Source organism: Caulobacter sp. GSs2 (genome assembly GCF_058680895.1).
The window spans coordinates 73,172-88,860 of record NZ_CM178725.1 but is presented as its reverse complement, the minus strand read 5'-3'; the positions used below and the strand labels follow the sequence as shown (position 1 = coordinate 88,860).

The window sequence follows — 15,689 nt, the reverse complement described above, 5'->3', positions numbered from 1 at the left end:
CGTCAGGTCACGAACGGAAAAGGCGACAGGGCCTTGCTGGACTCCTCAACCAGCAAGGTCCTGTTGATCGGAGCTGCCGCCCGCTGTGGACAGGCGGGACGCTCGCAGATCCGGCATGACGGGCCGATCTCGACCGTCATCGGCGAGGCCATGTCGAGGCCCCGGGCATAGACCAGCTTACTGGCGTATTTCAGCTCGCACCCCAGCCCCACGACCAACTCGTCTTCCAATCCGGCCTGCAGGCCCGAAACGCGGCGCACCGTCCGCGACAGCGTGAAGTAGCGCTGCCCGTCCGGGGTCTCGATCACCTGGGTGATGATCCGTCCCGGCGTCTTGAAGCTGTCGTGGACGTTCCAGCGCGGACAGGCTCCGCCAAAGCGCGAGAACGGAAATGGACCCGCCGCGAAGCGCTTGGAGATATTCCCCGCCGCATCCAGGCGCATCATGAAGAACGGAGTTCCACGCGACCCGGGTCGGCTGAGTGTGGTCAGGCGCTGGGCGGCCTGTTCATAGCTGATCCCAAAACGCGAGCGCACCCGCTCGATGTCGTAGCCGCTGGCCTCCATGGCCGCCAGAAACGGTTCGTAGGGCGTCATGATCGCCGCCGCCAGGTAGTTGCCGAGAAAGACCTTGAGCAGCTGACGCGTGGCGCGGTCCGGCGCCTGGAAACGATCGGCCAGGGTCGACAGCGTCTCGTCAGCCTCCATCAGACCCAACTGATAGCACATGGCGAAGATCCGGCTGGCCGGCGCCAGGGTCTCGGAGAGCATCAGGCGCTTGCGGTGATGGTCATAGCGACGCAGCGAACTGGCCATAGCCTCTACCGGCATGACCCGCGCCTGGATCTCGAAGCGCTCCAGCAACCGCGCCCGCACAGCCGGTCCGAGGTCCTGATGGTCAGCCTTCATGGCCGCAACGATGGCCTCGGCCGCCGTCTCCAGTTCGGCGAAGTGGTTTCGCTGTGATCCGACCAGATCGCGCACCCAATCGGTCGAAGTCTGCGATGAGGACGTCACGGAGCCATCCGGCCGCTCGAAAACGCCAAGATCGATCAGACGGCCCCGATCCAGATAGGCGCGATACAGACGCGACATGGCCTCGGCCATGCCCGGCGACAACTCGGCGACCTCGGCCGCCTCATGCCGACTAACCCCCAGATCGGCGAACATCCGGTCGGCCAGTATCTCCTCCAGCCCGGCCCCGCCGCCGGGATCATCCGCCGACAGGCTTCGCAGGTCGAGATCATAGGCGTCGGCCAGACGCAGCAGGATCTGTGCCGTGACCGGCCGCTGATTGCGCTCCAACAAATTCAGATAACTGGCCGAAACGCCCAGGTTCTCGGCCATGCGGCTCTGGGTTACGCCCATGTCGCGGCGAAGCCGCTTTAGCCTGCCACCGAGAAACAGCTTTTTGTCATGCGTCGCCATTCAGTCAATTTGTCACAGATTTACAGAAAACACAAAGTCGGACTGTGACAAATCACCTTCAATAGGTTCGACGCCCGAGCGGTCGCGACGCTAGCTCTCCCTACAAACTTTTCTTCGACCGCCCAGCGGTCGACCGACGATGGGGATCAGACCAATGACGCTGCGCAAAACCTACGCTCAACACCGCGAAACCGTCCTGGCCCGCTATCCGCAGGGCGTGACGCCCGGCGGCGTCGGCATCGACGACATCATTCAGCTGAAGCTGCAGAACACCTTCTCGACCCACCTGGACATCGCCCGCGAAATGGCAACCGTCATGCGAGCCGATATGGCGGCATACGACGCCGATAGCAGCAAGTTCACCCAGTCGCTGGGGTGCTGGTCGGGGTTCCACGCCCAGCAGATGATCAAGTCGGTCAAGCGCCTGCGTGGCACCACCAAGGGCGCCTATGTCTATCTCTCCGGCTGGATGGTCGCGGGCCTGCGTAACCGCTTCGGCCACCTGCCCGACCAGTCGATGCACGAGAAGACCGCCGTCGTCGATCTGATCGAAGAGATCTATGTCTCGCTGCGCCAGGCCGACGAGGTCGCGATCAACGACCTGTTCAAGACGCTGAAGACCGCTCGCGACGCCGGCGACAAGGCGGCCGAAAAGGCCGCAATCGCAGCCATCGACGGCTTTGAGACCCACGTCGTTCCGATCATCGCCGACATCGACGCGGGCTTTGGCAACGAGAACGCCACCTATCTGCTGGCCAAGGAGATGATCAAGGCTGGCGCCTGCTGCCTGCAGATCGAAAATCAGGTTTCGGACGCCAAGCAGTGCGGCCACCAGGACGGCAAGGTCACCGTGCCGCGCGAAGACTTCATCGAAAAGCTGCGCGCATGCCGCCTGGCCTTCGAGGAACTGGGCGTCGACGAGGGCGTCATCGTCGCCCGTACCGATAGCCTGGGCGCGGGCCTCACCCAGAAAGTGCCCGTCAGCCAAGAGCCGGGCGATCTGGCCAGCGACTACATCAAGTGGCTGAAGACCGAAGCCATCACGCCGGACAATCCGATCCTGCCGGGCGAGCTGGCGCTCTATCGCGGCGGCCAGTTTGAAAAGCCGGTGCGCATGCCCAACGGCCTCTTCGCCTTCCAGGACGGCACGGGCCGTGCTCGCGTGATCGAGGACTGCATCGCTTCGCTCACCCAGGGCGGCGCGGATCTGCTGTGGATCGAAACCGACACCCCCAATGTCGACGAGATCGCCTCAATGGTCTCGGAAATCCGCAAGGTCGTGCCCAATGCCAAGCTGACCTACAACAACTCGCCATCGTTCAACTGGACCCTGAACCTGCGCCGCCAGGTGCGCGAGCAGTGGATCGCCGAGGGCAAGATCCACGCTGACTCCTATCCTGACGGTATCGCCCTGATGTCGGCCGAGTATGACGACGCCGACTTGGGCCGCGAGACCGACGCCCGCCTGGCCGCCTTCCAGACCGACATCTCCGCCCGCGCCGGTGTGTTCCACAACCTGATCACGCTGCCGACCTTCCATCTGACCGCCAAGAGCATGGACGAGCTGTCGCGCGGCTACTTCGGCGACGACAAGATGAAGGCCTATGTCAATTCGGTGCAGCGCGAGGAAATCCGCCGCGGCGTCTCGGCCGTCAAGCACCAGCACGAGGTCGGCTCGGACCTGGGCGACACCTTCAAGGAAATGGTCGCCGGAGAGCGCGCCCTGAAGGCCGGCGGCCACGGCAACACCATGAACCAGTTCGCGGCCGAATAGGTCGCGACCAACCCCACCGATAGGAGGACTGCCCTATGTCTGCTCCCGCCTTCACCCCCGCCGCCATGCCCAACCCGACCGCGCAGGAACGCGCGGTTGACCGGGTGGCGGAAGCCTCGCACCGTCTGAACGAAGCGGTGCGCCGCGCCATCGACGCCGGCTATTCGGTGGAACTGGTTCGCTCTTCCCGCTTCCATGACGGCGCGGGCAACTGGGGCGACCAGATTGTTCCCACGGTCCGACCCAAGGGCGCGCAAGAGAGCGCCTGATCCTATCCTAACGGCCACAACGACGACTTCTGACTACAGGATCTCTCCATGCCCCTCGACATCGCCGCCCACATTGAGATCACAGGCCCTGTCGAGGGTCGCGCGGTAGAGATCCTGACACCCGAGGCCCTGGCCTTCGTGGCTGACCTGCACCGTCGGTTCGACGCACGTCGTCGTGAACTGCTGGCGAAGCGGGTCGCTCGCCAGGTCCTGTTCGACGCCGGCGAAGCTCCGGACTTCCTGGCCGAAACGGCCGACGTCCGGTCAGGCGACTGGACCGTGGCCCCGATCCCGGCGGACCTGCAAGACCGCCGCGTCGAGATCACAGGTCCCGTCGATCGCAAGATGATCATCAACGCCCTCAACTGCGGGGCCAAGGTGTTCATGGCCGACTTCGAGGACGCCACCTCTCCGACCTGGGCCAATCTGATCGAGGGCCAGGTCAATCTGAAGGACCGCTGGGCCGGCGCGCTGACCCATGTGGATCCCAAGTCCGGCAAGAGCTACGCGCTGGGAGCCAACCCCGCCGTCCTCGTCATTCGCCCACGTGGCTGGCATCTGCCTGAACGCCACATGGAGGTCGATGGCCTACCCGTCAGCGGAGCCTTGTTCGATTTCGGTCTGTATTTCTTCCACAACGCCAAGGCGTCGCTGGCGCAAGGCTCCGGCCCCTACTTCTACCTGCCCAAGCTGGAGAGCCACCTTGAGGCGCGCCTGTGGAACGAGGTCTTTGTCCACGCCCAGGCCGCGCTGGGCATCGCCAATGGCACGATCAAGGCCACGGTGCTGATCGAGACCATCCCCGCCGCCTTCGAGATGGACGAAATCATCTTTGAGCTGCGCGACCACATGGCCGGCCTCAACTGCGGCCGCTGGGACTACATCTTCTCGTTCATCAAGCGCCTGGGCCGTCGCCCCGACTTCCTGACGCCGGACCGCTCGGCCATGGTGATGGGCAAGGCCTTCCTGGGCGCCTATTCGCTGAAGCTGATCCAGACCTGCCACCGTCGCGGCGCCTTCGCCATGGGCGGCATGGCGGCCCAGATCCCGATCAAGGGCGACGAGACCGCCAACCAGGCCGCCTTCGCCAAGGTTCGCGCGGACAAGGAACGCGAGGCCGGCGCCGGTCATGACGGCACCTGGGTCGCTCACCCCGATCTGGTCCCAGTGGCCATGGAGGTCTTCGACCGCCTGATGCCGACGCCCAACCAGCTGGACAAGCGGCTGTCCGACCTGACCATCACCCAGCCCCAGATGCTGGAACTGCACGAGGGCGTCCGCACCGAGGCGGGCGTGCGCGAGAATATCCGGGTCGGCGTACGTTACACCCAGGCCTGGATCGAAGGCCGGGGCGCGGTGCCGCTCTACAACCTGATGGAAGACGCGGCCACGGCCGAGATCTGCCGCACCCAACTGTGGCAGTGGATCAAGCTGGGCGCCGATCTTGATGACGGCCGCGAGATCACCTCGCAACTGTTCGTCAGCCTGCTGACCGACGAGATGGACGGCCTGCGCCGCGACTTCGCCTCGCCGCGCCTGGAAGAGGCCGCCCTGCTGTTCTCACGGATGGCGCTGTCCGAGACGCTGGAGGAGTTCCTGACCCTGCCGGCGTATGAGTTGCTCGCCTGAGGGAAGCCGCGCCTGCACGACCCGATCCGGTTTAGGTTCTGGCGGACAAGAACGACCTCCTTGTCCGCCAGAACCGGTCGGGGCTCTTGGTTGCAAACGACCCCGCAGCGGCGCCCCCGTTCTCAGGGCGCGACGTTGGCGGGGTCCTGGCCCAGGCGCGCCGAGACGTCCTTAAAGCGACGCCTCGTTATTCCCACTCAATCGTGCCGGGCGGCTTGCTCGTCACATCATAGACGACGCGGTTGACGCCCCGGACCTCGTTGATGATGCGGGTCGCGGTCTTGCCCAGCACGTCCCAGGGAAACTCGAAGAAGTCGGCGGTCATGCCGTCGGTCGAGGTCACGGCCCGCAGGGCCAGGACGTTCTCATAGGTGCGGGCGTCGCCCATCACGCCGACCGTCTTCACGGGCAGTAGCACGGCGAAAGCCTGCCAGATCTTGTCGTAGAGGCCCGCCTCGCGGATGGCTTCCAGATAGATGGCGTCGGCCTGTTGCAGGACGGCGACCTTCTCGGGCGTGATCTCGCCGGGGATGCGGATGGCTAGGCCCGGGCCGGGGAACGGGTGGCGGCCGACGAAGGCGGGAGCCAGGCCCAGCTCGACGCCCAGGGCGCGGACCTCGTCCTTGAACAGCTCGCGCAGCGGCTCGACCAGCTTCAGCTTCATGAAGTCAGGCAGGCCGCCCACATTGTGGTGGCTCTTGATCACCGCCGAGGGGCCGCCGCGCGCCGAGACGCTCTCGACCACATCGGGATAGAGCGTGCCCTGAGCCAGGAAGTCGGCGCCGTCGATCTTGGCGGCTTCGCGGTCGAAGATGTCGATGAACTTGCCGCCGATGATCTTGCGCTTGGTCTCCGGGTCGCTGACGCCGGCCAGGGCGCCCAGGAACTCGGCCCCGGCGTCCACATGCACCAGCGGGATGTTGTAGTGGTCGCGGAACAGGGTGACGACCTGCTCGGCTTCGTTGTGGCGCAGCAGACCGGTGTCGACGAACACGCAGGTCAGCTGGTCGCCGATCGCTTCATGGATCAGCACGGCGGCGACGGAGCTGTCGACGCCGCCCGACAGGCCACAGATCACCTTGCCGGTCCCGACCTGGGCGCGGATCTTGCCGACCATTTCCTGGCGGAACGACGCCATCGTCCAGTCGCCCTTCAGGCCGGCCAGCTTCAGGAAGTTGCGATAGACCTGCGTGCCGTTGACGGTGTGGACCACCTCGGGGTGGAACTGCACCGCGTAGATCTTGCGGGCGTCATTGGCGATGGCGGCATAGGGCGCGCCGACTGACGTGGCGATGACCTCGAAGCCATCGGGAATGGCGGTGACGCGGTCGCCGTGGCTCATCCACACGGTTTCCAGCTCGCCGGCACCGGCCAGGCCTTCGAACAGCGGGCTTTGCTTTCCAATTGTCAGCTCGGCGCGGCCGAACTCACCAGCGTGACCGCCCTCGACCTTGCCGCCCAGCACGTCGCACAGCAGTTGCTGGCCGTAGCAGATGGCCAGCAGGGGCACGCCCAAATCGAACAGCTTCTTGCCAATGCGAGGGCTGTCGGCTTCCAGCACACTGGCCGGGCCACCCGACAGGATGATGGCCGAAGGCGCGTAGTCATCGACCAGGGCCTCGGCCTTGTCGAAAGGATGGATCTCGCAATAGACGCCCGCCTCGCGCACCCGGCGGGCGATCAGCTGGGTCACCTGGCTGCCGAAATCGACGATCAGAACGCGCTGGTGATTGGCGGGGGCGGTCATGGGCGATGGGTCTCCGGCGTTTTCTGGTCGGACCTTCTCCCCATGGGGGAGAAGGCTATTGCGGCGTTCGTTCCAGCACGGCGGCGAAGAAGCCGTCCGTGCCAGCGGTGTAAGGGGTCAGGCGCAGGAAGCCCTGGGCGCTGACGTGGTGGGCAATGGCCTCAAAGGCGATCGGCCTGACGGCAAAGTCGGGACGGCGGGCCAGGAAGGCCGCGACGCGGTCCTCGTTCTCCTCGACCAGCAGCGAGCAGGTCACATAGACCAGCCGTCCGCCGACCTTTACGAAGTCAGCGGCGTCGATCAGCACGCTGTCCTGCTCGAGCTGGCGCTTGGCCAGTTGGTCGGGCGAAAGCCGCCACTTGGCGTCCGGATGGCGGCGCCAGGTGCCAGAACCGGTGCAGGGCGCGTCGACAAAGACGACGTCCAGCTTGCCCTCCAGGCCCTTCAGCGGCTCGGCCTCGATCGGCGAGCGGATCTGCAGGTTGCGGACCCCTGCCCTCTGGCTGCGACGGATCGTGTCGGCCAGGCGGCGGGCGTCGCTATCGTGGGCGAAGATCTGGCCCGTGTTGTTCATCGCGGCCGCCAGGGCCAGCGTCTTGCCGCCGCCGCCAGCGCAGAAGTCCAGCACCTGCTTGCCCTTGATCTCGCCGGCCATCGTCGCCGCGATCTGGGAGCCCAGATCCTGCACCTCGAACCAGCCCTTGGAGAAGGCCGGAACGGCTTCCACCGAAGGCGTGCGATCGGCGGCTTGCGGCGCGGGGATGCGGAAGGCGTTTTCCAGCACGCCGGCCGGCTCGCCGCCGATCAGGGCGACGGCTTTAGCGCCGCGCCCGGCGTCGGTCTTGATGGTGTTGATCCGCAGATCGACGGGGGCCCGTTGCGACAGGGCCGCCATCTCGTCGCGCACACTGTCGCCCAGAGCCCGGGCCAGGAAGGGCTCAAGCCAGTCGGGATAGTCGCCCGCGACCGGGGCCGGCGCGTCAGCCAGCGAAGCCGGCGCGGCCAGGGCCTTGATCTCGGCCTCGGCCAGAGCGCCCGCGCCATGTTCTTCGCCAGCCGCCTCGGCGACGCGCTCGGGCGACCAGCCCCAGACGTGGGCCAAGACGCCCAGCACCACGCCGCGCGCGGAGCTGTCGCCCATCATGAAGCCCAGCGAGCGCTTGCGACGCAGGGCGTCCAGCACCAGGCCAGACACGAAGGCCCGATCCTTGGAGCCCGCGTAGCGCGCGCTCTCGCCCCAGCGCTTGAGCGCCATCTTTACCGGAAAATGCCGCGCCTCGATCTCGGCCAGAACCTCGATCGCTGCTGAAACCCGTCCACCGTCGCGCATGGGGTCAGACCACCATGGCCGCGAGGACCATCCCGATGCCGATGAAGGAAATCAGCCAGACGATGCTGCGCGCGACAGGAACGCCAAAAGCATAGAGCGGCATGTAGATCGCGCGCGCCACCACATAGAGCAGCGCGCCGTGGGCGCTGATGAAGCCGATCCGGCCCGACAGATAGACGACGATCACGGCGGCGGCGAACAGCGGAAAGGTTTCGCGAAAATTGGCGGAGGCGCGCTCAAGGCGCCCCGCCATGCCCGTCAGGACCACCGGTTCGTCGCGCGGGCCGACATTCCACTTCAGACCCCGCTGCGGTTGCGCGGCGACGCTGGCCCACAGCAGGTGGACCAGTCCGATCAGGACCGCGACGGCGAGGAGCTGAAGTTCGATGGCGACCCGCATGATCTAGACCGCGCTCGGATAGTTGGGCGCCTCGCGCGTGATCATCACGTCGTGGACGTGGCTTTCCCGCAGACCGGCGCCGGTGATGCGCACAAAGCGGGCGCGGCTCTGGAACTCGGCGATCGTTGGGGCGCCGACATAGCCCATGGCGGCGCGAAGACCGCCCACCAGTTGGTGCAGCACCGGAGCGATGGCGCCCTTGAACGGCGTCTGGCCCTCGATGCCTTCCGGCACCAGCTTGAAGCTGTCGGTCACTTCTTTCTGGAAGTAACGGTCGGCCGAGCCGCGGGCCATGGCGCCCACCGAGCCCATGCCGCGATAGCTCTTGTATGAGCGGCCCTGGTACAGGAACACCTCGCCGGGCGCCTCTTCGGTGCCGGCGAACATCGAGCCCATCATGGCCGTGCTGGCGCCGGCGGCGATGGCCTTGGCCAGGTCGCCCGAATATTTGATGCCGCCATCGGCGATGACCGGCGTTCCGCTTTCCCTGGCGGCGCGGACGGCCTCCATGATCGCGGTGAGCTGCGGCACGCCGACGCCCGCGACGATGCGGGTGGTGCAGATCGAACCGGGACCGATGCCGACCTTCACCGCGTCGGCGCCGGCGTCGATCAGGGCGCGGGCGGCGTCATAGGTGGCGATGTTGCCCGCCACGATCTGCACGCGGTTGGCTTCGCGCTTCAGGCGGCTGACGGCCTGAGAGACCTGGCTGGAATGGCCGTGGGCCGTGTCGATCACAACGACGTCGACGCCGGCGTCCACCAGACCCATCGAGCGCTCGAAACCAGCGTCGCCGACGGTCGAGGCCGCACCGACCAGCAGGCGGCCCTTGTCGTCCTTGGCCGCCAGGGGGTGTGCCTGGGCCTTTTCGATGTCCTTGACCGTGATCAGGCCGACGGCGCGATAGGCCTCGTCGACGACGATCAGGCGCTCGATCTTGTGCTTGCGCAGCATCTCGCGCGCTTCGCGATGATCGATGCCCTCGGACACCGTAATCAGGTTCTCGCGGGTCATCAGCGCCGAGGCCGGGACCTTGTCGTCGCCCTCGAAGCGCATGTCGCGATTGGTCAGGATGCCGACCAGCTTGCCCGTGTCGCGCTCGACAACCGGGAAGCCCGAGATCTTGCGGCGCGCCTTGATCTCGCGGATCTCGGCGAGCGTGGTTTCCGGGTTGATGGTCAGCGGATTGATGACCATGCCGCTTTCGTAACGCTTCACCTCGCGCACGTGATCGGCCTGTTCGTCGACCGTCATATTGCGGTGCAGGATGCCCATGCCACCAGCCTGAGCCATGGCGATGGCGAGGCGGCTTTCGGTGACCGTGTCCATGGCGGCGGACACGAGCGGGATGTTCAGACTGATTTCACGCGTGAACTTGGTCTCGGTCGTCACCTGGGTCGGCATGACGTCGGACGGACCGGGTTCGAGCAAAACGTCGTCGAAGGTGAGCCCTTCGCGAATCTCCATTGGAGTCTCCATTTTGCGGCGCGAGTATAGCGGCGGGGCTCAGGTTTGTCGAGCCGCTCAAGACACTTGGCGGTCTGGTTCTAGGCCGAGACCGCAGCGGCTTCCTCGAACAGGCTGTCGAGTGCGCCACGCCCCAGCTTGGACAGCAGCACCACGCCATCTCCAGCCTCTATGGGATGGTCGACGTCGGGCTTGGTGATCACCGTCCCGTCGGGACGATTGATCTGCAGCAGGAAGGCTGCGCCGGCGCGGCGTTCTATGTCGCCAGCGGTCAGAGCCCCGTGGGCGACACTGCGCGGAACAACGAGGATTTCCAGATCCAGACCCAGACGGTCGAGGGCCTTGTCGAGGGTCGCGCCGGCCTGTCCCCCCCGAAAAATCTGCGCCATCTCGGGAAACAGGATCAGTTCGGCGATCCGCTCTGCGCCGATGTGGGTGGGCAATACCACGCGGTTCGCGCCGGCCTGCAGCAGCTTGCCCTCGGTCGACGGACGTTCGCCCCTGGCGATGATGTGCAGCTTGGGGTTCAGACTGCGCGCCGAAAGCGTGATGAACACATTGGCCGCGTCGTCGGCAAGCACCGTCGCCATCACCTTGGCGCGCTCGATATGCACCGCTTTCAGCATCGCTTCGTCTGTCGCGTCACCCTGCCGGCAAAGATGCCCCAGCTCGAGCGCGTGCTGGGCGCGCGCCTCGTCGCGCTCGATGATCACCAGCTTCGAGCCGGCCGCCGCCAGCTCACTGGCTAGCATCATGCCGATCCGGCCAAAGCCACAGATGATGGTGTGGCCTTCCAGCCGCTCGATGGTCTTTTCCACGCGTTTACCGAAGAACTGTTCGAGTTGAGTCTGGGTCAGGGCCTGCACCAGCGAGCCGGTGACGATGATGACCCCGGTGCATCCGAACACCATCGTGGCCATGGTGACGAGGCGCAAGTAGTCGGTGTCAATCGCGCGAACCTCGCCATAGCCGACCGTGAAGATGGTCAGGGTGACCATGTAGAGGGCGTCGCCGAACCGCCAGCCTGCAGCGCCATAGGCAACGATCGCGCACACGCCGACCAGCAGGACGAAGGCGATCGAAAGCGCCAGATTTCGAAACGGCCGCGCGACCAGACCCTCGATGCCCCCGCCCGGCCTGGTCACCGCCCCCGGAACCCCGTCGCCACCAGAAACACCTCCGAGCTGTCCGCGCGGCTGGCCTTGGGCTTGTAGTGCACGACCTTGTCGAAGTTCTTCTTCAGCCGGGCGATGACGTCAGCGGTCTCGCCGCCCTGGAAGGCCTTGGCCACGAAGGCGCCGCCGGGCTTCAGAACCTCGATGGCGAACTCGGCGCCCATCTCGATCAGACCGACGATCCGTAGGTGATCCGTCTCGCGATGGCCAACGGTGTTGGGCGCCATGTCGGACAGCACCAAGTCCGGCGCCCCGCCCAGCAGCTCGATCAGCTTGGGAGGGCAGGCGTCGTCGGTGAAGTCCATCTCCAGGATGTGGGCAGGCTCGACGGGATCGACGGGCAGCAGGTCGACGCCGACCAGTTGGGTGACGCCGCGCTCGACCGCGATCTGCAGCCAGCCGCCGGGCGCGCAGCCCAGGTCGATGACGCGAGCGCCCTTCTTGAAGAAGCCAAACTTCTCGTCGATCTCGCTGATCTTGAAGGCCGCGCGGCTGCGATAGCCCATGGCGCGAGCCTTGGCCGAGAACGGGTCGTTGATCTGCCGTTCCAGCCACGCCTGCTGCGAGGTGGTGCGGCCATAGGTCTTCTTCAGGCGCGCAGGCTTGGTGCGGCCGGCGTCGGTGCCGCCGGCCGGCGGCTTGACCATGCGCTTGCGGGGCGGTTCTTCTTCGGTCATTCGGACACCGGCTTCAACTTGGACGCCCCGCCACGGCGGCGCCGACGCGGGCGACGCTGCTGTTCGGACATCAGGGACATCAGGAGCCCCTCTCTAAGCCCTCGATCGGCCACACGCACGCGCGAACACGGCCAAAGCTCCTGAACGGCCTGAAGAATCGCCGCGCCGGCCAGAACCAGATCGGCGCGATCGGCGCCAATACACGGCTCCAGCGCGCGTTCCGCCGCCGTCAGCCCCAGCAGATGGTCGGCAGCGGCCTCGCAATCCTTGCGTTCCATCCACAGCCCGTCGACGACATTGCGGTCATAGCGTTGCAAGCCCAGGTGCAGGCCGGCCAGGCTGGTGATCGCGCCCGACGTCCCGACCAGATGCGCCCGGTCCTGCGCGAACAGGTCCCGCATCGGCTCGGCATGCGGAAAGGCCTCGATGCGGCCCTTCACGTCATCGACCATGGCGCGAAACCAGCCCTCCTGGGCCTGTTCGCCCTCGGGGAACCGCTCAGCCAGGGTTACGACGCCCACGGGGATCGACAGCCAGGCCTTGATCGGCAGCTTCCAGGCCGCGAACTGACGGGGCTTGGCGTCCAGCCCCTCGCCTTTCAGATCAACCCAGGACAGCTCGGTCGAACCGCCGCCCACATCCACCACCAGGGCGGCGTCGGCCTCGCGGTCGAACAGGCTCATGCAGCCGGCGACCGACAGCTGGGCCTCCTCGCGCGGGGTGATGATCTGCAGGCGAAGACCGGTCTCCTCGGCCACGCGCTCGACGAAGGCCGCGCCGTTGTCGGCCCCGCGACAGGCTTGGGTGGCCACGGCCTTGATCTTGATCGCCTTGCGACGGCGGATCTTTTCCGCACAGACCTTCAGGGCCGCCATCGAGCGGTCCATGGCCGCCTCGGACAGCAGGCCGGTCTGCGACAGGCCCTCGCCCAGGCGCACGATGCGAGAATAGGCCTCGACGACGCGAAATCCGCGCGGCGAAGGTGTCGCCACCAGAAGGCGGCAATTATTGGTGCCCAGATCGAGCGCCGCATAGCACGACTGCTCGCCTGGCGGCCGCCGACGCCGCCCGCTCTCCGCACTGGAAGAGATGGACGCGTCGGGCGCGCGCGGCGCCTCCGACATGGTCTTTCCACCTTGTCTCGCAGACGCCGCAAATCACGGCGCCTCACTTCGAGGCCGAGCATAGCAACGCGGCGACGGCGGGCGGAAGCCTTGTTATCCGTCTGCGGAATTCTACGTTCAGGATTCAGTCAGGTGGGACTGCTATCCTCGACCCCATGAACTCGAGATTCGCCAAATTCGCGATCGGTCAGGTGGTCAAGCACCGGATCTTCCCGTTCCGGGGGGTCGTGTTCGACGTCGACCCCGTGTTCGCCAATACCGACGAGTGGTGGGAGTCGATTCCCGAAGACATCCGGCCGCTCAAGGACCAGCCGTTTTACCACCTGCTGGCCGAGAACGACGAGAACACCTATGTCGCCTATGTGTCGGAGCAGAACCTGCTGGCTGACGAGACCGGCGAGCCGGTGCAGCATCCCCAGACGGCGGTGATCTTCGAGTCCTTCGACGAGGGCGCCTACAAGCTTCGCCCCCGGATTTCGCACTAGACGCAAGATCTGGCCGGAAACACTGCCCTTTTCGGCAAAATCCGAACGACACTTGCCGCCAACGAGGCGTAGCGTCTCTTCATGGGCGCTGACGGTTTTACCCCCTCACCGCCGCCCGGAGCCCGGGCGGACTGGACTATCAACCAGGCTTGGGAAAGCTATTCCCAGACCGAGCACGAGGTCTGGATCACGCTCTATGAGCGCCAGACGGCCATGTTGCCCGGCCGAGCCTGCGACGCCTTCCTGCGCGGTCTCGACGCCCTGGACCTGCACCGGTCGGGGATTCCCGATTTCACTCGGATCAATGAAGAACTCCAGCGCCTGACGGGCTGGAGCGTGGTCGCCGTGCCGGGCCTGGTGCCTGACGACGTGTTCTTCGACCACCTCGCCAACCGCCGATTCCCCGCTGGACAGTTCATCCGCAAGCCCGATGAACTGGACTACCTGCAGGAACCCGACATCTTCCACGACGTGTTCGGCCACGTGCCGATGCTGACCGATCCGGTGTTCGCCGACTACATGCAGGCCTATGGCCAAGGCGGGCAGCGGGCGCTGGAACTGGGCCGACTGGCCAATCTGGCCCGGCTGTACTGGTACACGGTCGAGTTTGGCCTGATGCAGACGCCGCAGGGCCTGCGGATCTATGGGGCGGGCATTGTTTCCTCGCGAACCGAGTCGATCTTCGCCCTCGACGATCCCTCTCCGAACCGCATAGGCTTTGACCTTGAGCGGGTGATGCGCACCCCCTACCGGATCGACGACTTCCAGCAGGCCTACTTCGTCATCGACTCGATCCAGACCCTGCAGGCGGTCACTTTGCAGGACTTTGCGCCGATCTATGATCGTCTGGCCAATGCCGGCGACATCGGTATCGCGCAGATCCTGCCTGGCGACACCGTGTTCACGCGGGGGACCCAGGCCTATGCCAGCGCCGGCGGTCGGCTGGCCTCGGCGCGCGGCTGAGACTTCAGACCAAACAGCCAGCGCACCCCCGGGATCCGGCGGACGATTTCGTAGGTCGCAAAGCAGCCCGCGAAGGTGGCCAGGATCAGGATCGCCGCTTCCAGCCCCTGGGGTAGGTTCAGCTTGGCCAGATGATGGGCGATGACCACGATCAGGGTCTGGTGGACGATGTAGAGCGGAAACACCGCCAGGGCCAGATAACGCAGGACCGGCGCGTCACGGTTCAGGTGCTTGGCGCCAAACCCCAGGATGGCGGCGATCGCGCACCACTGGTCGATCGAATAGACGCACCGCATGACGAGCCGCAGCCCCCCAACCGGATTGGCGTCGTCGGCGCGATAGATCCAGGCATAGGTCGCCCACGCCGCCCAGCAGACAACCGCCAGAACCAGCGCGAGCCAGCGCGCGCTGATCAGCCGTTCGCGCAGGGTCTCGGACTTGGCCAGGCCAAAACCCAGCAGGAAGGCCGGGAAAGACACCGCGTGATTGTACCAGTCGTCGGTCAGGGCGTGGGTGACCTCGAACAGCGGCATCAGGAACATCCGCGTCACGGCCAGGAAGGCGATTGGCCAGATCAGTAGGCCGGGTCCCTTCATAGCGCGCTCAAGTCCGGCCTGAAGCTTGGCGCCCAGCCTGGGAATCAGCGCCAGCATCAGAGCCAGGATCAGGGAATAGACCAGCAGATAGGCCACGAACCACATGTGGTTCCAGGTCGGCGTGGTGAGGCAGCCATCAGCGTCGCACCAGCGACCGGACGCCGTGGCATATTTCACCCAGAACGCGCCATAGGGATCGACGACAAGCGCGGCGGCCGGACTGGCCGCAGCCGCTTCCACGATCTCGTAATAGGACTGCGGCGGCACGATCACGAACATGGCGAAGACCAGCGGTGGCAGCAGCCGGGCGATCCGCGCGCCGGTCAGCTTTCCGACGCTGACCTTGTCGGCCATGAACCGGGTGGCGGCGCCGGAAACCAGGAACAGCAGGGTCAGCCGCCAGGGATTGGTCAGTTGCATCAGCGGCTCAATGGCCTCGACCGGATGCGGCGTCTTCACGTGCCACTCCCACGGTACGTAGAACATGCCGACGTGGTACAGAATCAGCAGGAAGAACGCCCCGACCCGGATCCAGTCCAGGTCGTAGCGACGGTCAAAGGATGAAGCGGTCGTGGTCATAAAGAGGCGCCCGGCTTGAAAAGGGATGCACAGGTCGTGCCCCGCGA

The 15,689-nt window shown here is 65.8% G+C and carries 14 protein-coding genes; 5 read left to right on the top strand and 9 right to left on the bottom strand.

All coding sequences use genetic code 11. From position 1 onward, the window contains the following. Positions 1-2: 2 nt before the first annotated feature. Positions 3-1,427 carry a helix-turn-helix domain-containing protein gene (locus ACW17Z_RS00410; protein WP_419321293.1) on the bottom strand — a complete coding sequence of 475 codons (1,425 nt, stop codon included), beginning with the start codon at positions 1,425-1,427 and terminating at the stop codon, positions 3-5. A 154-nt stretch (positions 1,428-1,581) separates the two neighbouring features. On the opposite strand from ACW17Z_RS00410, the gene ACW17Z_RS00405 reads away from it, so the two are divergent. The 3 genes from ACW17Z_RS00405 to aceB are packed head-to-tail and all read left to right on the top strand — an operon-like array spanning position 1,582 to position 5,099. Continuing rightward, positions 1,582-3,201 carry an isocitrate lyase gene (locus ACW17Z_RS00405; protein ID WP_419321292.1) on the top strand — a complete coding sequence of 540 codons (1,620 nt, stop codon included), beginning with the start codon at positions 1,582-1,584 and terminating at the stop codon, positions 3,199-3,201. A gap of 35 nt (positions 3,202-3,236) precedes the next feature. Continuing rightward, positions 3,237-3,470 (top strand): hypothetical protein, encoded by a 234-nt coding sequence (locus ACW17Z_RS00400; RefSeq protein ID WP_419255660.1) that lies wholly within the window; start codon positions 3,237-3,239, stop codon positions 3,468-3,470. A gap of 48 nt (positions 3,471-3,518) precedes the next feature. Beyond that, the gene (gene aceB / locus ACW17Z_RS00395) at positions 3,519-5,099 is read left to right on the top strand and encodes a malate synthase A (RefSeq protein ID WP_492057184.1); all 1,581 of its coding nucleotides are present in this window, start codon (positions 3,519-3,521) and stop codon (positions 5,097-5,099) included. A 187-nt stretch (positions 5,100-5,286) separates the two neighbouring features. Here aceB and guaA read toward each other — a convergent pair whose 3' ends face one another. The 7 genes from guaA to ACW17Z_RS00360 all read right to left on the bottom strand — a co-directional run bounded on the left by guaA (position 5,287) and on the right by ACW17Z_RS00360 (position 13,019). Further along, positions 5,287-6,846, bottom strand: coding sequence for a glutamine-hydrolyzing GMP synthase (guaA, locus tag ACW17Z_RS00390; RefSeq protein ID WP_492057183.1), 1,560 nt, complete (start codon positions 6,844-6,846; stop codon positions 5,287-5,289). A 55-nt stretch (positions 6,847-6,901) separates the two neighbouring features. Beyond that, positions 6,902-8,176: an RsmB/NOP family class I SAM-dependent RNA methyltransferase gene (locus ACW17Z_RS00385; protein ID WP_492057182.1), complete on the bottom strand. Its 1,275-nt coding sequence runs from the start codon at positions 8,174-8,176 to the stop codon at positions 6,902-6,904. 4 nt (positions 8,177-8,180) lie between these two features. After that, entirely contained in the window at positions 8,181-8,576 is a 396-nt protein-coding gene (locus ACW17Z_RS00380; RefSeq protein ID WP_419321287.1) for an MAPEG family protein, read from the bottom strand. 3 nt (positions 8,577-8,579) lie between these two features. After that, positions 8,580-10,043 (bottom strand): IMP dehydrogenase, encoded by a 1,464-nt coding sequence (gene guaB, locus ACW17Z_RS00375; RefSeq protein ID WP_419321286.1) that lies wholly within the window; start codon positions 10,041-10,043, stop codon positions 8,580-8,582. Positions 10,044-10,123: 80 nt separating this feature from the next. Then, complete coding sequence (locus tag ACW17Z_RS00370) at positions 10,124-11,188, bottom strand: potassium channel family protein (protein WP_492057181.1); 1,065 nt, start codon at positions 11,186-11,188, stop codon at positions 10,124-10,126. Then, positions 11,185-11,895 carry an RlmE family RNA methyltransferase gene (locus ACW17Z_RS00365; protein ID WP_419321284.1) on the bottom strand — a complete coding sequence of 237 codons (711 nt, stop codon included), beginning with the start codon at positions 11,893-11,895 and terminating at the stop codon, positions 11,185-11,187. Before ACW17Z_RS00365 ends, ACW17Z_RS00370 begins: the two co-directional genes overlap by 4 nt. After that, complete coding sequence (locus tag ACW17Z_RS00360) at positions 11,892-13,019, bottom strand: Ppx/GppA phosphatase family protein (protein ID WP_419321283.1); 1,128 nt, start codon at positions 13,017-13,019, stop codon at positions 11,892-11,894. The genes ACW17Z_RS00365 and ACW17Z_RS00360 overlap by 4 nt, the downstream gene beginning before the upstream one ends. 155 nt (positions 13,020-13,174) lie before the next feature. Between ACW17Z_RS00360 and hspQ the strand changes: the two genes are divergently transcribed. Both hspQ and phhA read left to right on the top strand, forming a co-directional pair. Beyond that, positions 13,175-13,504: a heat shock protein HspQ gene (hspQ, locus tag ACW17Z_RS00355; RefSeq protein ID WP_419255669.1), complete on the top strand. Its 330-nt coding sequence runs from the start codon at positions 13,175-13,177 to the stop codon at positions 13,502-13,504. Between the two features lie 81 nt (positions 13,505-13,585). Continuing rightward, positions 13,586-14,467 carry a phenylalanine 4-monooxygenase gene (gene phhA, locus ACW17Z_RS00350; RefSeq protein WP_492057180.1) on the top strand — a complete coding sequence of 294 codons (882 nt, stop codon included), beginning with the start codon at positions 13,586-13,588 and terminating at the stop codon, positions 14,465-14,467. Here phhA and ACW17Z_RS00345 read toward each other — a convergent pair. Beyond that, positions 14,425-15,642 (bottom strand): acyltransferase family protein, encoded by a 1,218-nt coding sequence (locus ACW17Z_RS00345; protein ID WP_492057179.1) that lies wholly within the window; start codon positions 15,640-15,642, stop codon positions 14,425-14,427. The genes phhA and ACW17Z_RS00345 overlap by 43 nt on opposite strands. Positions 15,643-15,689 lie beyond the last annotated feature (47 nt).